Below are 16,781 nucleotides of genomic sequence, written 5' to 3' on the forward strand. Positions count from 1 at the left end.
GTAATTACGCACTATTGAGCGCTTAAACAGCGACTAACTATGCATCTAAAGTGCGTCAGTATACCCATATGGAAACGTTTGGGGAAGTGGTTAGCTATTAATGGGGTGGTAAAATGTTAAAAAAAGGTGATTGAAATATACTTTATAATGTATTCACATTAATATTTAATGTCCTTTTGTGAACGAGTATTTCTTTATTTATTAATGATATAAGGTTTTTTTTAAAAAAATTCTAGATTGAGTTGAATATCCTGATCAGCGCTTTTTTTGCTTTGCTATGAGCCAGCCAGACTTTTGGCTTTGGCTTAACCTTGAAAGTACATCTGTTGCGCGTTCAATGGTAATGTGCTGTGAGGCAATATCCTTATAAACTTGCTGAGCAAGTTTTTTTCTTTTTACTGCGGCACCCGCTTCTAAAAAAGACTCAATGACTTGGTAGAAAAATTGCTTAACTGGACTTTGTGCTTTTTGTTTGCTGTTGCTGTGCTTTTCAGAGGCACTATCAGCCAATTTATTGAGTAAAATTTGTAATTCAGCTTGGCTTAACTCACTTTGAGCATGCGATACGCTTAGCAGGGCTTGGGCAGTTTGCGCAATCAAGCTGACCTCCAAAAGATTAAAATTAGTTTGATGTGCTAATAAATTTAGCGCTTGCCTAAATTCAGTACTATTGATTTTAGGGTCCAGTAATTGCTCACAGACTTTTTGGGTTTTTTGCCATTGCTGCCAACTTTGCACATAGCTTATGCCAACACCTTTTATATTTTGCATACCTACTATCAGTTGATGCTGATCTTTACACCCTAATTTGGCAATTGTTTGGGTCAGACTATTGCTGCTTATATGGACATCTTCAATGAGCACTAGTTTACTATTGAGGAGACTTAGGCAGGTTTGCAAAATGTTGTTTGCATGCGCTGTTAAGTCATCAATAGCTATGATCGCTTGCCCCTTTTGCCAGAGTGAGTAGTGTTTTAGTAGTATGCTCTTTTGGTGGTCACATAATTCATTGTTACTGCACAAGGCTTGTTCAAGTGCCTCATATGAGCTGACTTGTGTAATTGTTAAAGGGCATGTTTGTAACGAGATATTCATTGCTGCCAACAATGACGCTATATCGTCATTGAGTTTTATCTGCGTTATAAAGTCGCTGATGGATTTTTTGTCTTTATTTTCAATCGCTTTTATAATTCTTTGTTTTACTGCTTCTTTGAGGTAGCTGGCAAAACCACCCACATTACTTCCTACTACCACTATATGATCAAAACATAAGTCTTCTGCCATGATATTGGCAAATACTTTAGAGCGCGCGACTCTATCTTCACGATTATTTATCAGAGCTATGGTCTGCACATGCGGCTGTTCGCTCATTTTAAATAATTCTAAACGTTGCCAATTCTCAATCGTTGCCAAGCGCTCGTTTGCGGACATACTGTTGACAAAAGATTGTGATAGGTCGCCGACCTTGGCCGCGAAAAAGTGTTGCAGTACACCGATATCGGGCACAATGCGTTCAGCGGTTGCTTTGAATACGAAATCTTTATTGATACCGATATATTGAGCCATTTTACATACTAGAGCGATGTTGTCGGGGTGTTCATCATATGGATATAAGGCCCTTATATCTGGGGTGATTTGAAAGCCATCTCCCCAGTGTACTTGGATAAGCGTTGAGTTCTTTTCTTTTGCCGCACTTTCTAAAAAGGGGGCCATAGTTTGTTCACTGGTAAATACTTGTGTGTCTTCACCAATGAATGCCGACATTTCTCTTGCAACATCAACACCACTGGGACCGAGTATGTCCTCATGATCCGGATAGGCATTAGTTATTGTGATAAAGTTATCTTTCATCCAGCGGCGTAAGATTTTTACATAGCGGGGAGTTAGTCCCATGCATTCCCATAGAAACACATCGGCATTGACCGACTTTGCAAATTCTAATACATCACTTTGCTCCCAAATGGTTGCTTTGTTAAAAGGTCTGAAAATGGGAACTTCGTACTGCTCCCCTGTAATTTTGCAATAAATCATCATCGCCTCACAGCCTGTTGTTTTGGTGATGCAGCGCAGCGCTAAGGCACTAAATAATGCCGCTTTTAAGCGCTCAGTGCCTGATTTACCACGCGTTCCCCAGCCACCAATACTCACCGCAATAGCTTGACGATTGCGGATAATTTTACGACTGATATATAAATGGCGGCCCCAGAAATAGGCGCTAAAGCTCACTACGAAGAAAACCAATTGCGAGAGGGTATTTTGATAGACAGAGTAAGCGTATTCTTTAAAGCTTGACCAAATTGCTATCACACTTGGAGCAAGGCGAAAATGAGAAAATAGACTTTCAATCCCAGGCTCAACAGGAAATGCGCAGTTAAGTACATTTCCATAAGCTTTAAATTGTATTTTAAAACCAAGCTTGACCAGTTCATTAAGATATTTTTGCTGCTCGAATTCTCCGCCTTTTCTTAGGTTGTCTAACTGTTGAAAGTGCAGGCTAATATAGCAGTAGGCATAAATTCTTCGGGTGAATGAAGCCGGTTTCGTTATCTCTAAAATACCGTCTGGCGAGTAGCTAAATACCGGACTTGCAAGTTGGTCTTGGCTTAATATTGATAGTATATAATCTAGCAGGGGCAGGTAGGGGCGAGCACTGTGTTCATGCAAATGATACAGTGGCTCTCCAGGAACATTGGTTTCGCTTATTTCTGCCACGGTACAGCTTGGAACATGGAGTTGTGCACTTGGCTTTCTTGCGGTTGTGTGGCTAAAACCTGGGCGCTTGTCAGTGCTGCTATGGCATAACTCATGGACCACTCGCCAAAGTCGCCTTGCTATATTGTAGCCCTCGTGGATGTGCCACTTTCCTCTTGATAGCTTGCCGTTAAAGCCAACACGTTGTTGTGCTAGAAAACTCAAAGCTCTACCTAGAGTATGTTGGTCCGTTGAGTTATTGGGCAATAGCACGGTATTACCATAAGCCAGTTGCGTATTGATATCAGCTATCAGCGCTTGATTATAAAAACTCGTAAGCTGCTCTCTAGTTCGAGTTATATATCTTTTAACGGCAACGGGTTGTGTTTGTAAGAGCACTTTATTGAGCACGTTAATAAAGCGCTCAAATATGGCGTTTTCTGAGTCTTGGTTGAGCTGCATATTCAGCATGATTCTGGCACTTTGCTCTAGCGCTATGCGCTTTATTGGCAAAGTATATTGACCGAAAAGGGTTTGTTGCCAAAGCTCGAAGGCGAATAAATCCTCACAGAAACGCTCTGCGGTAAGCTGTTTTATAAGAGTAAACCGCACCGCATCAACTTGTTCGTTTGCAAACCGATCTAAAATGATTGTTTTGGCAATGTCGTCTGGGAGACTGGCGGTTTGCTCTATTAGAGCTTGTCTTACTCTTGGGTAGTCATGCTCTGACAGTTGCTCCAACAAAGTAATATCCTTTGCTGTTATGTTTTGCTGCTGGGTTATGACTCTTGGCAGTGCCGCCAGAATAAACAATTGATTATTATCTATTTGTTGCTCATCAGCAAATAGCGCTGCCCACATGTGGCCACGCACAAAAGTAGGACGTTGGTGAATCAATATCTCAAGAATATCAATGATGGCGGTATAGGGTGTTTGTTCATCATCTAGTAACTCAACTAAGCGCGCAATAAGCTCAGAACTTAGCTGGGTGTCGATGTTATGTTCTTGAATAAGTGCGACCTGATTCACAAGAGCGCGAATAATGCTATGACGAATAAAGGCGGTTTGATTTTGCTCTAACAAACTCAAAAAGAATGGTTGTAAGTCAAGGGTACGCCAAGTTTGCTCTAACTGAGCGTGATTAATCGCAAGATAGTTTTTACTCAACGTGCCTAGTCGGGCAATTAAGAATTTAATACCTTGCTCTATTTCTGCCACTTTACTTTGATATCTATCTCGCATTGCACCTTCATCAAACCAGCGAGCAAAAGCGGCCTTGTCTGCTTTGAGTTGTTTGGCTGTGGCGCCGAGTGTTTCTGCATAATTTAAAATATGCTGCTGTTTTTCATAGTCAATTTCACTTTTCGATAATCGAGTCATAAAAAGCTGATATGCATTACGCAGCTGCGAGATCTCTGCTTGCTGCTGTTCAATTTTATGGCGGATAAAGCTAATAGAATGCAATAGCAACCAAGGAGATAAAGGTTCGGTTTCAGGTTTATTCATCAACAGTGGCCACTCACACAACTCATCAAGCAACTGTTGATATTTATGGTGATAAAGGTTTATCCAAAATCGCTCGGTGTTGGTGAATAGCAAGTCTTGTAAATGGGCTTTTAGTTGGTGTTTATTCATTACTCACCTGCTGCATTAGTTCAAGCTCTGACAATGTTTTAAAAGGTTGTTCAGCGTAGCTAAAAGGCGTAAAGCCTGTACGAAGCGTGTTGCCTATGCTTAATTGCAACGCGATGATATGTTGTTTATCACGCCAATTTTGCTCCCAGCTTAGAGAAAACGAGGTTGCTAAATTGTGGTTAATTGAAAATTGTTTATGCCATTTCAAACGGGATAAATATTGCCACTGTGACTGGCGTCGATGTTCGTCGTTAAATGCATACCTGCCAACAAGTTGCCCTTCGAATATGTGACCTTGATAAAATTGGCGAGCTGAAAAGGTAACGCGTGTATTGTCAATTGTTTGCCAATTTTGGTTGCTGGCCAGTTGCGCTTTGACACTTAGTTGTTGATCAGCATGATTTTGATACCAGTATTGATAGCCTGCGCGCCAGCCATGACGGTGATTGTCTTTGTATTGGCTTAATATGTCAGGGTTTAATCTTGGTAACGCCAGCTCACTTGACTTCGCGCTACTGTCAAAGTAGTGCGGTTGCAACCACCATTGATGGCGGTGTTGTTTGTTAAATAGCCATCTTTGGCCCAGAGTAACTGACATCCTAGTCGATATTCGACTTGCAAGCGCCGTTGATTTTGGCTGCCAAAAACTTTGTAACTGAGCCGCAGCAAACCAGTCATTTTGGTCTGACAACCAATCAGTGCGGCCACTCAACTGATAAGTGGAATGATAAGTATCATTGAATTGTTTACTAAACCCGAATTTGTACCAGTTATTTTGTGTTTTGAATCGCAGCAATGCACCTACATCCGTTAGGTTCTGCTGTATTACTTGCTCGTCGAAATTACTGGGCGAGCGCCGCGTGTGATTAATAAAGCCTTCATAGTGAAAGGCGTTGGGCATGATATAAAGTGACGGCACAGGGGAGGGGGCACTGACAGCAGGAGTGTTTTTTTGTTTCTCGACAACGATGTATTTGGACTTATTTTGAGAGAAAAAAGAGACTTTTTGGTTGCGATATTTAAGCTGCCACTTAAAGGCGCGCAGCAACGGTGCATTTTTAATGTAGAGAGAATGAACACCGGCTGAGTAAAAGCGCTCTACTTGCTCACGTTTATCATCTTCTAGATACTCAATTTTTATTAATGCGTCTTTTTCTAAATTTACACGCAGGGGCTGCTGCTCATTGGCTAAATAAAAACGTAGTTTTGGCGTCAACGGTATTTCTTGCCACTGCTGTTGGTTGTGTTCGAACAGTTGTACACTGACCATTTGTGATATAAATGGTTGTTGCCAAGATACATTAACAACTCCTTGTTGAATGTCTTTGTCTGTAAAAACGTGCTCAATGGGAGTCGTGCTTTGCAGTGTATATTCGCGCTGTTGCTGATTGACAGTCAGTGTAATGTTGGCGGTCTGCTCAATACCCAACTCGGCAGGTGAAAATGCAATACGAAGTTTGTTTTTTAATGCTTGAAATTGACTAATATCAAGCGAAAAAGAGTGATATGGGCGTATCTGCAATCCCGACAGGTCAGAAGCTTGCGAGGTGTGTCTGGTAATTTGCTCTGCTTGGTTTAACTGCAAGGGGCTTTGTAACACAACCAATTGTGTGCCCAGATAGTCGATATATTCATTTATGATCTGCCAATGACCAAATTGCTTAATTCGCTTTAGCAAAGAGACCTCACTACGTGTTAACGGATCAGACGTAAAATTACCAAGCAATGTGATGTACTCTTCATCGAGCATGGTTTGTGTATCTAATCTGTACAGAGCATTATTTAACAGCGTTTTGACGTTGAGGGTTTTATCGTTGAGCAATGTTTTGAAGGAAGGGTGACTTATGTAGGCAGTGACGCTATTGTCAGTGAAGCGTTGCTCATTTTGTGATGCTTCTGAAACAGTAATATAGCTTACACTGTCACTACTAATACTGATTGATTCGCCTGCTTTTAAATTAATGTATCCATTTTGTGCAATAGACAGTGCTTGCTGTGCATCATTGAAGGTGTTTGCAGCAATATCCGTAAAAATTGGCAGTATAAATTGCTGTGTATTGTTAACGAGTTTAAGCCAATTTATTTGCTGTTTTGCTTCATTGCTTGCTATACCTCGGGCATTAATGTGCAGAGTAACATCATGCGATGTGGAGACTGTGAGTAGTTGAGCGGGAGTAAGCTTAAGTGCCTGATATTGCTTATTTGTTGACGTTAGCTGCGCATAGCCAAAGTGGCTCAATGTTAAAGAGGGGGCTGCACTTGATTTGTAATTGCTTAATGTTTGGTAATTCAGTGCACCATATAAAGCATCGCTATTAGGCAATGTTGCTTGGTTATCATGGCCAAGCCATAGCGCAAGATGTTGCTTGTTTTGAGCACTATACAAGGAGGGCGCGAGTATTTTGCATTCGCGTAATTGTGCAGCCATATGAGCGCACAATCCTTGAAGTTTGTACTGAGAATTAGTTTCTTGATAGCGCTGCAGAAGTGCGTTGGCCGAAAATTCTGTCAGAGCTGGACTGCCTTGCTTTAGTAGCCCTTCAAGGTAACGTTGGCTATGCGTTTGTTGGTCTAGTTTGTCTAAAGCGTTTATGCGCATTTTCCATGCCGCTAATCTGATGTTTTCATATGGGCTAGTAGTGAGTGACTTTAAGGGTGTTAACACTTCATTTGGCTTGGTATCTAATAATGCTGCTATTCGGGCCAATGACAGCGTTTGTTCTTCGTATGTTTGCTGTAGGTTTACCACTTTTTTGGCGCTGAAAGAGGGTAAAGAATCAAGATAATCAGAGGCAATTTGCACCGTGTGGCGTTCTAGCAATGTGCTGATTGTTTTTGATTTATCTGCTAATTTCTTTGGCTGCATATAAAGCAATTCATTATGCACCACCGGTGCTAGTTCAGGAATTTGAACCGCCACATCTACTGGTTGTTGGTCATTTGACAAAGCGAGTATAAGAGTATCTGCGTCTACTCGGTTACTCAGTTCAATGCGCTGCGTAGTGTCGCTTGCTCTAAATTGCAAAGTAAATACTTGCTCGCCTAAAGTTGCCGTCATCATACCGTCAGCAGTTGCTTTAATAAAAAGTGTGACAGCATGCTCGGTAGTCGTATTTGTACCTAAATTAAACAACAACTTATCTTTGAGTGTGTGGGTATGCAGTCTCTGTTTAGTCTGCATTTGGTAGACACGCCCATTAACATCTCTAAGCCCTTGTGTAATAGGCGTTTCTGTATAGTTTGAAACAAGTTTTTTTGGCCAGACGTTTGGTAATAAAAAGCGTCTTTGCGTCACCATGTTAATGAGTTGCTGATGGCGCTTTCTTTTTAATGGCGTTAATGGTGGTTGTGCAATGGCGGTTAAAGCATAGTTGCCCTGATTATGGTAAATGTCATTAAGTAAATAATCTAGATTATTAGTCCAATATGGATTTTCCAGTGAGTCTAGTTGCTTTTGTGGGCTGTCTTGATCTAAAAATGGCTGTTCTGCACGTTCTATTTTAATTAAGGCATTACCGTAACTTTTTAGCGTAAGTCGACTATTTTCAGCGACCGCAACATAGTCATTGTGAGTAATACTCACATGCTGGTTTTGATACTCTGGTGCTTGGCTATTACTCAAGGGCAATATGCTCACAGGGCGTTGATTTTCAAATATATATACTTTGTTATTGTCATTTTTGGCGCTGAGAAGATTTTTAACTGAGATTTTTAGTTTTACAGCCAGCTTGATAGGGATAGACACCTGTTGGCCTGCAGGCAAGTTGTAATATTCTTCATAGTGGTGTGAATGATATAAAGTCACTTTATCTAAGGGCAGTGGCAGCTGAGTGTAGTATGGATCTTGATACGTTTGATAGTGATGCTGCCACAGCGTTAAATTTTGCTCTGAGTTACTTTGATTTTCAATGATGATAATACGGTTAGCACTATCGGGTGGCACCTCACAGCTTTGCTGCTCGCAGCGTAATTGGCTTGGCAATATATCAACTTGGCTATGAAAAGTGAAAGCTTGCCAGACTTTTATCGATTGAGGGTCAAATGGTGCTAGCGCAAGTGTGCTGTGGGTTCTGAGGTACAAGTGTTTTTGTTCATACGCCCTTAACTTTATAGTGGGAGAGCTGGAGCTCAACAATACTTCGTCATTACCATGCTCTAGCCACTGAGGGGGGCTTGCCAATTGATGTGTGAGGGCTGTTACCGAGCAAATATATAAAAGCGGTAACAAAGTTATAAGACGTAGCGCAAGCATAGAGTAAGCTGTTCCATTAAATGGTTATGTTCAATAAGTTGTTGGCGCATCGTCCGGCTGATCTCAATGTGGAAAAAAGTATCAGGGGTCAGTGCTAATTGGTGCATCACATTTTTTGTACCTCCAAGCTCGTTAATTTGCCTAGGGTAGTCATAACTTGCTGAACTGATCTGACGTAAACACACTGATAATTGCTGTATCTTCTCGGTACTATACTTTCCTTGGCTAACAATGAAGTCTGCATTTTTACCTGTCAGTGTACTGCGCTTCTTTTTACTAAAACCATGGATTTGCAATATTTTCGCCTCAGGGTAGCTCGCTTGATAGGCTAAAATTGCATTATGGTGCAAGCTACTGGCTCTTTTGGACAGGTCCATTGTTTGCTCATCTATCTTATCGCTATATCGATGATGGGAGTTACTGACCATAACTTGGCATAAATTTGCATAAATTGCTGTGCCAATAGGAAATGTATATTGGTCAAAAAACTGGTGAAGAACAGAGACAATACAGGGCTTTCCTGCGGGTCGGTACCACAGATGACTCCCCCCTAAGGTTGCACTTTGAGCAACTAGACGATATTGACTGTTTTCGACTTTATACTCCCAAGGGGCAAGTGCATAAGGCTTATCAAACCAGCTTTTGAGGGTGGATACACTGGGGAGCGGTTCATTTGCATAGCTGGGCCAACAAGTGGTCAGGATAGCAATGTAAAGTAAACTAATTGTCTTCATTTAGCCACCAGTTAAACGTGGGTGAGTGTTCTTCGAACTCTTCAATAACACTGAGCCATATGTCTTTATTTGATTTTAATATCAAGCTGTTAAGTTCGCTAATATCTGAGTCAATTAGTACAGTCATACTTGGATATGCTACCAATTCACCTAGGCTCGGGTGGAGCATGAATGCACGGGTTGTTGAGCTTGGATATAGCTGCGTACGCTTATTTTCAAAACTGTATGTTTGATTTATCTGTGTTTTAAATTGGGCATCTATTTGAGTTGAAAGCTCTAGAGCAGTTGTAAACGAAGATGTGCTATATGCTTTTACAACGACACTATACGGGGTCTTTTGGTAGTTAAGCTTCAATGCTCTATTCGCGTCAAGTTTATACAAGCGCTGCTTTGTCCAAGGTCGGCTTGTGCCAACATTTGCAAACAAGCGTTGATTATTGCTGAACAGCATCCCGTTGCTGCTACTTGCTAGTTGTCGCGTATCAAACTCGCGTACTAATGGTGGGTGATTAGATTTTACTATTAAGTTTATCGGAGTGGGCGGCGCACGATTGAGAAGCTGTTGCGCAAATTGCATATCAACCTCAGCGTAATGATAAGTTTCAAATGCGTCTTTTGGTAAGTAATAAGGTTTTGGGGAGTTGATTAAGGCTGTATTGGCAATGGCCAAATCATTTGATAAGTCTCTACTTACATAAGCTGTCTTTTTAACGTCTTGAGCTGGTGGCGCTGAGAACAATCTGACCGTTATCGTTTTGTTTTGCGACATCAATTGATAATCATTGTCGGCTTTTTGTGGATACCATGGAGGAATGTCAAAAAGCGCGCTGTTTTGTTTATCACATGACGTATCACATAAAGTTGAATGAGTATGGTATGACGCTTTTCTGGTATGGAGTTTAAAGGCCATCAAACCATCGCTTTGTACCATTATATAGGCGCTATTTGATGGCAGCTGATGCAGGTACAATAAGCTGCTTTCGCTAATTGGTGTGCGTTCAGTATCGTCATTTAAGGCCCTATCAAACTCAGATTTATGCGCTTCTAAGTGAGTATTGTAAGTCTTGATTAGACTGTCTTGTTCATCATAAATATTGACTGTTAAATGTGTGCTTTTCGCTGGGCGAATATCCAGTTTTATCTGGCTATCTGATGTGACGCTATATTTGATAGCATCTTGTTTGTTAACTTGATAATACAGGCTATGTAATGGGTCTATCGGTTGTTTGTTAGCTAAAAACCATTGAGATAAAACCGCTGTATCCGATTTTATAGTGATCATTCCTCTGGAGACATTGGACAGTTTGTACAGCGTGTCGGTGTTGGTTTTAATCGCTGTCAATTCTTGTGGTGGTGACCATTGATTATAGTCATACCATCTAAAAGTCAGTGCTTCTGGGGCTGTAGTAGAAAAATAAATGTCTTGTGGTTGTGTGACATTTACAGAGGCCGAAAGGGAATGATCTGTGAAAAAACCATCTAAGCTGAGTTGCGAAGTTGAAAAATCATAACTTTGAATATGATAAGGCAGAGTTTCGTATAGAGTGTCTGTTGTAAAATCAACATTAGGTACACCTTGAGGTGCTAATTTTCGCCAATCATACTTTACTGCGTTGAATATCTCTTGTTCGCTTAATGCATTGCCCCCTAATGTGTGATAGTTGCTAATGCGTGCACGCCAAGGTAGAGGATATCTAAGCCAAGCACTGTAAATATCTGTCGGGCTGCTTTTTTCCTTGCTGTGTACTCTTAATACCACGCCTTTAAGTAATGGATTTTCAAGGATTAATCTAAACGCAATTGCCGTGGCATTTTCAAATTGGCTATGATTTAAATAAAACGATTGACCTGTGGATACCGCCAAACTTTGGCGGTTTTCTATGATTTGCTTTACTTGCTGCTGTTGCTCATCAAGTGCCAGTTTTGAAGTGTGATGATAAACCGCTTGGGTTATTGCACGTTGGTCAGCATCTAACATAGTGTACTCGATGGCATAGTCAGCAGGTTGCTGATAATCCGGTTGACTAAAAATCGCATTAGATAACACCCGAATTGAGTCGGTCTGGGATGCTGTAAAGGTATAAATTAGCGGTTTATCCTGGGTTAGCCAATGTACATTTGAGCGGGTTTCTGAGCTTTGTTTTTCTAGCAAGGGTTTTGCACTACTTAACCAAGTAACGAACTGTCTTACTTGAGTGAAAGAAAAAGCGGCAAGGCTCATTGTGACACCTAAAATGATGGCCCATCTAATGTAAAACATGGTCCCCCCCTTGCGCACTATTCGTATAGTTTTGTTTGTCTAACAACGTATGTCTGGTTGGTAAGTAGATTGCAATCAGATGTTTGTTTTTTCTAACTAGCAGGGCAAATTCATTAAGGTCTTCAATGTAGGCGGTCTCAAGATAACAGTCAGGTTGTTTATTACACAACTTACTAAGGTAAGGTAAATGCAGTGTTTTTGAGTATTGCTCGGTGAGCTTTTGAAGCGCAGTACGCTGCATTATAGGCAAATCTAGCCATACATTATCGTCAATGTCTTGCATGCTCATTTTTAATATTGATGTGCTTGCCGATATGGCTGCTAAGCGCTGTCGTAGAGTATCGTTTGAGGTGGCAAAGTGTCGCTTGTAATCAGATGCTAACCAAAGAGCAGCTAACTCACTATTAGATGTAAACACTTCATACCCTGTTTGAGCCGAAGAGCCTATTTCTAATCCGCGAGTTGCTTGTTGACCAGTCACAATCTCATACTCTAACCCGAGTTTGACTAAGGCGTTATGTAACTCAGCAAGCAGGTGCTGATGGCTATTACTTGGCGTTGTATTGATAAAAGATAGCGCTGTGGGTCGCACTTGTGAAGGCGCACTGTGACTACGGATCTGTAAATTGAGTACGGGTTGTGCTTGGTAGTAACGTAATAGGCTTTGATGAAAAACGTTAAACAACGACGTTGTATTTGTTGGTTTCATAACGTTCGCAGCTGGTGATGCAAGAGGATGAGCGCCAGCGATCATCAGTGATTTAGAGTGAGTTGAACGGTATAGCGAGCCGGAAAACTTTAATGTATGGCTTTCAAAAAGAGGTCGAGGGACTTGAACATTGGTTAGATTTGCTTGCCCTATACGAATGAAGTATAGGCCTTGGCCAAGATGAAAATAGCGAGGCTCAGGACGAGGAGAAATCATCAAATAGTCACTGTGCATGTCGCTAATACGCGTAACCTGGTAGCCTTTTGAATGGGCCGTTTTATTTATACTGGCTAGTTGGTTTGCGATATTTACATCCAGCGGATGTTGCGCTAGTTCATCCGATATTTGTAACAACGGTCTGAGTATTTCAAACTCCCACAGTGCAGCATCTTTGCGCGATAGCTCGGCAAAATGACCACTGCCCTTGGCGCTTATATGCGGTGCAAAGTCATCGATAGCTTGTACTACAGACAGATGACGATACTCTACAGGGAGTCTATCCTTACTTTGTATTCGCGACACCTGTGCTAGCAGCTGAATATAGTTGTCGTTGTTAATGTAAACTTCAAGCATATCAAACGGGTAGTTTGGATATGGAAGATTGCTTGGTAACACTAACCCAAATGAAAAGTTGTCACATGAAAGCAGGTTGTGTAACTGGTTTTGGCTAATAGAATCGGGAAGTTGATTAAAAACCCAAGCATGACAGGCATTGTTTATATGGTTGGCTGGGAGTGTTTTTTTACTTTGCTTGGTAAGCTCTCTGATTTGTAGCACTTCAGGTATATTGAGCGCTTCTATAAAAGCGTGATAATAGGCACTTTGTGGCACACTGAGTTCGCTGTCTAATGATGTTTTTGCCGTTCCAATTGCCAAAGCATTACTTTGCAAGTACTCAAATAACATACCAGCGGTATCGCTTGCCCTTCTCTCACTTGTTGGATAGGGTACTGTAACTATATGTGCTCTGGTTGGGTTTTTAGCTAATACAAAAAGCCCCCGGGGGGTATGTTCAGTTAAGTCTTGAATGTATAAGTAATGGTCATCTTGTTGTAATCTAAATCCTATTTCGTTAAATATCTCACTGGATCGTGTGACGTTTTCGAGGCTTTCTCTGTCGCTAGTCAGCAATTTAACGGCACTTTTAAATTGGTTTATATTCAAGTTATGCTGATACTGACCGATTGAGAATGGCTTCTGGCTGGCCGTATACAAAATACTCCTGTAATCACTTAATTGTGCCGATATTGATACTGGCGCGGCTGTTTCAGCGGCGGCTGTCGTTTTTTTTACGTCTAATAAACTAGGCAGGAACATAATCAAAAAGCCAATCACAATGGCTAGCGCACCGCCAAGAATGGAAGTTTGAAATGTCGCTCTAATAATCAGGCCCAGCGCACTTTTTTGGTAGATTTTCAATGCTAATAGTGTTGATAACATATAACCAAATGCAAATGTATCAGTCACTTTAACTGTTGGGTAAAAGTGAACCAGTGCGTAATTGAGTGCTAGCTTGTAAGCAAAACCAATATTAAAGAAAAATAGCAGTAACCTTGCACCTTCCAAATTAGCGTTTTTGAGTCGGGTAAAATGTAAGAGTCCGCCCCCAATAAGTAAAATAACAGCGGTTTCGATAAACGACGTTAGCAACTTGCTGGGCTGAAGCAGCTGCAGTGCCAGTAATGCAGGGAGTAAAATACCGTTAAACTCCCAGCCATATCGTAAATTAGCCCGAGAAGCGATAAATGCGGTCAGTACCAAAATAATATAGGCTTTTGGGGCCGCTACAATTGAGGCCGCGACGGCCTCGTACATAATCGCCAAGTTAGCAATACTAAAATTGGTAAATGGCATCAGAACATAGCGCACGACAAGATAGGTACTCAGCAGTTGTATGGCGGTGATTTTCACTCCATACTTAAAGCCGTGATTCCACATAACGTTAGCTGCTAAGGCTATGATCACCAGCCCTAAGCTGTGAAGATCTGAAGCGTAATCAAAACTGATATCCCATAACCGGAGCTCGTTCGCTATTATTGGCCAAAGCATGCTATCCATGGCTACGCGCACTAAAATACTTATTAAGATGATGGCAAAAAATCGGTCTCGGCCAAACATCTCAGCATAACCAAGCTTTTCCATGAGCAGTTGTGCGCTTAACCGCATAACCCAGTACACGACGATGGCTTCAATAAATATCACTATGGCAGAAGTAGGGCTGACGATTAATAGCGGCACGATGTAACCTGGCACCACAAGACCTGTTAAAGGAAAACCAAACCTCAGGTTAAAAAAGCAAACAATTGCGATACCAACCCAAACGGTTGTTATCACAGACTGGCTGAGTCCGCTGCCAGTGGGAAATAAAGGGAGCACCCAATCCATTACAGCGAATCCCAACTGTCATCGTGGTTTTGGTCAGTGTTATCTGTGAGTTGTTTAAGCAATATGTTGGGGATTTTTAAGCCACTCAGTAACTCGGTGATATCAACAAACTCAAATAGAATTCCAGAGACCGAAAATGGTGTGTCAGACTCACTGCTATTGGCGGTTTTATCGATGCTCGACACGCGTAATACGTAATAACGCTCAGACATTATAACCAATAACTTAAATTCGCTTTTGTTGAGTGTCAGGTATCGCAATTTGCCTTTTGCTTCGCTAATAGATAATTCACTGACAGACAATAAAAGGTCTAACGAGTTCATAGAAAATATTAGTAGGTTTTGACGCTTAGCGAGTTGCTCAAAAGCGTTATTGAGCTGCATAACTTGCCCAAATAAGTTAAACGCAACGCTTGCTGTGTGTTGCTTATCTACGATGTGTTCAAGCGTTGATAGCTTTTGCTCCATAGCGGCCACGGAAGAAGAAACCTTCTTACTTAGTGGCTCTGACAGTCTAAGAGTAAGGGCCCTAGTTATGGTCTGTTTGTTTGCATTCTGTTGGGCTGTATACATTCTAAAGTGATATAGTAGTTCGCCAATTTGGCTAGCAAATCGGTTTACATTACGTTTAAAGGCTTGTTCGATGAATTGTTTGTCTTGAATGATTGTTAAAGCCCAAAAGCCGCGTATATCGCCGGCATACATTAAAGGCGTAATATACTGAAACTCATTTGTGCCGAGCGCTTTAAAAAATGGGCGTGACACCTTTACAACACCGAGCTCTTTGATGGCATCGCTGTACGGAGAGCGCTCATAATCACGTCGTAACTCCAATATATCGCTCAATTGGCAGTTTACAGCATGGATTTCTCGTAATCGATGATCGCCCTCTACACGCGCAAGGAAAATGCTTTTTTCTAGACTAAGTTGTTGGTTTATCAGCTTGATGATTGCCTCCCATGGTGAGGCATTTTCGATAATCGATTTGGGGAGGTAACGGCCAAACATACGTTGCTCTACATCATCTACAAGCCGCACTAAACTTTGTTCTTCTGACCATTTACTGTGAAAGAAAACCCACAAAAAAGCCAGCCATGTGCTGATTAGTAGCTGGATGGTAGGAATAAGAAGCTGCAAATATTGCACAGTAAAGTAACTTATTAGTAGCCATGTTACGCTCAGTAATACCGCCAGCTTTAAATTAAAGCTAAGGGTACATTTTTGATAACAGGCAACTAACACAAAGAGTAGAACCAGCAATGTGAGCATACAAACATAATTGGGAACTATGCTCACCAGAGTTTGTTTATCAAGATTGTGTGCCAAGTAGGCATATAAGTACACTGGGTTCGCTAAGCTCTGCAAGCCAGGTGCATTTAAGCTATGACTGTAGTTGTTAGTCAACTGGCTAATAAATATAATCTTATCGTTGACTTGTGTACTGAACAGATCGCCTGATAACACTCTTTTACTGGTAAATTTTGGCAAACTGGTAATGGGTAAACTGAAGTCAATAAGTTGCTTTGCTTGCAGTGGCTGAAATAGGGTATTGAGCCAGCCATTGCATCGCGTAGCGTTAGGTTCAAAAACAATATCTATCCCAAGCCATGTCGAAATTGGCTTTTGACATGAGGAGTCATTAAAACCGATGTAAAACACATTGTTTGCTGTGTCAGGTTTATCTAGCTGCTCGTTAGAAAATACAACAATTGCTTTAGGATTATATTGCGAAAGTTGCTTAACAAGTGGTGTGTGCTCCAAACTTAATTGTGTGCTTTCAACGAGCACGATGTTACTTTGTTGATTACTATCAAAGCGATTGAGTAAGGTGTAAGTGACAGCATTAAGTGGTTGAAATAGGCCTGCGTACTGAGCTAACAGTATGAACGACGCTAACATAATTAAAGACCAAAAAACGGTACTTTTTTGAACGGACTTGAGCTGTTGTATGACCGACACTTACTACCTCATGCTTAGTATTATTCTACGAAAGGTAATTTCGTTGCCAAAAGGTGTGCACATTTTGACGGCGACTTATGTTTGTATGGTATTAAGAGTAGGATAAAAAGTTAAAAAAATCATAGTGCTATCAGGACATTTAAATGAATTTTAAGAA

At 41.2% G+C, this 16,781-nt stretch carries 6 protein-coding genes; all 6 read right to left on the minus strand.

Features of this window, described 5'->3' with window-relative positions; genetic code table 11:
• Positions 1–255: 255 nt before the first annotated feature.
• From HG263_RS18115 to HG263_RS18140, 6 genes are read right to left on the minus strand one after another with little or no spacing between them, the layout of a single operon-like run.
• Positions 256–4,326: a poly-gamma-glutamate synthase PgsB gene (locus tag HG263_RS18115; RefSeq protein WP_171627499.1), complete on the minus strand. Its 4,071-nt coding sequence runs from the start codon at positions 4,324–4,326 to the stop codon at positions 256–258.
• A complete protein-coding gene (locus HG263_RS18120; RefSeq protein WP_171627500.1) occupies positions 4,319–8,578 on the minus strand; it encodes a hypothetical protein in 4,260 nt (1,419 codons plus the stop codon). Before HG263_RS18120 ends, HG263_RS18115 begins: the two co-directional genes overlap by 8 nt.
• Positions 8,557–9,312: a hypothetical protein gene (locus HG263_RS18125; RefSeq protein ID WP_171627501.1), complete on the minus strand. Its 756-nt coding sequence runs from the start codon at positions 9,310–9,312 to the stop codon at positions 8,557–8,559. Before HG263_RS18125 ends, HG263_RS18120 begins: the two co-directional genes overlap by 22 nt.
• Positions 9,299–11,572 carry a hypothetical protein gene (locus tag HG263_RS18130; protein WP_171627502.1) on the minus strand — a complete coding sequence of 758 codons (2,274 nt, stop codon included), beginning with the start codon at positions 11,570–11,572 and terminating at the stop codon, positions 9,299–9,301. Before HG263_RS18130 ends, HG263_RS18125 begins: the two co-directional genes overlap by 14 nt.
• Positions 11,559–14,666, minus strand: coding sequence for a poly-gamma-glutamate biosynthesis protein PgsC/CapC (locus tag HG263_RS18135; RefSeq protein ID WP_171627503.1), 3,108 nt, complete (start codon positions 14,664–14,666; stop codon positions 11,559–11,561). The genes HG263_RS18130 and HG263_RS18135 overlap by 14 nt, the downstream gene beginning before the upstream one ends.
• A complete protein-coding gene (locus HG263_RS18140) occupies positions 14,666–16,564 on the minus strand; it encodes a hypothetical protein (protein ID WP_171627504.1) in 1,899 nt (632 codons plus the stop codon). Before HG263_RS18140 ends, HG263_RS18135 begins: the two co-directional genes overlap by 1 nt.
• Positions 16,565–16,781 lie beyond the last annotated feature (217 nt).

The organism is Pseudoalteromonas caenipelagi, from assembly GCF_013140855.1.
Lineage (GTDB): Bacteria > Pseudomonadota > Gammaproteobacteria > Enterobacterales > Alteromonadaceae > Pseudoalteromonas > Pseudoalteromonas caenipelagi.

Coding starts and splice junctions, on each gene's coding strand:
- HG263_RS18140 (WP_171627504.1), bottom strand. CDS start 16,564: ATGTTAGCGTCGTTCATACTGTTAGCTCAGTACGCAGGCCTATTTCAA.
- HG263_RS18135 (WP_171627503.1), bottom strand. CDS start 14,666: ATGGATTGGGTGCTCCCTTTATTTCCCACTGGCAGCGGACTCAGCCAG.
- HG263_RS18115 (WP_171627499.1), bottom strand. CDS start 4,326: ATGAATAAACACCAACTAAAAGCCCATTTACAAGACTTGCTATTCACC.
- HG263_RS18120 (WP_171627500.1), bottom strand. CDS start 8,578: ATGCTTGCGCTACGTCTTATAACTTTGTTACCGCTTTTATATATTTGC.
- HG263_RS18130 (WP_171627502.1), bottom strand. CDS start 11,572: ATGTTTTACATTAGATGGGCCATCATTTTAGGTGTCACAATGAGCCTT.
- HG263_RS18125 (WP_171627501.1), bottom strand. CDS start 9,312: ATGAAGACAATTAGTTTACTTTACATTGCTATCCTGACCACTTGTTGG.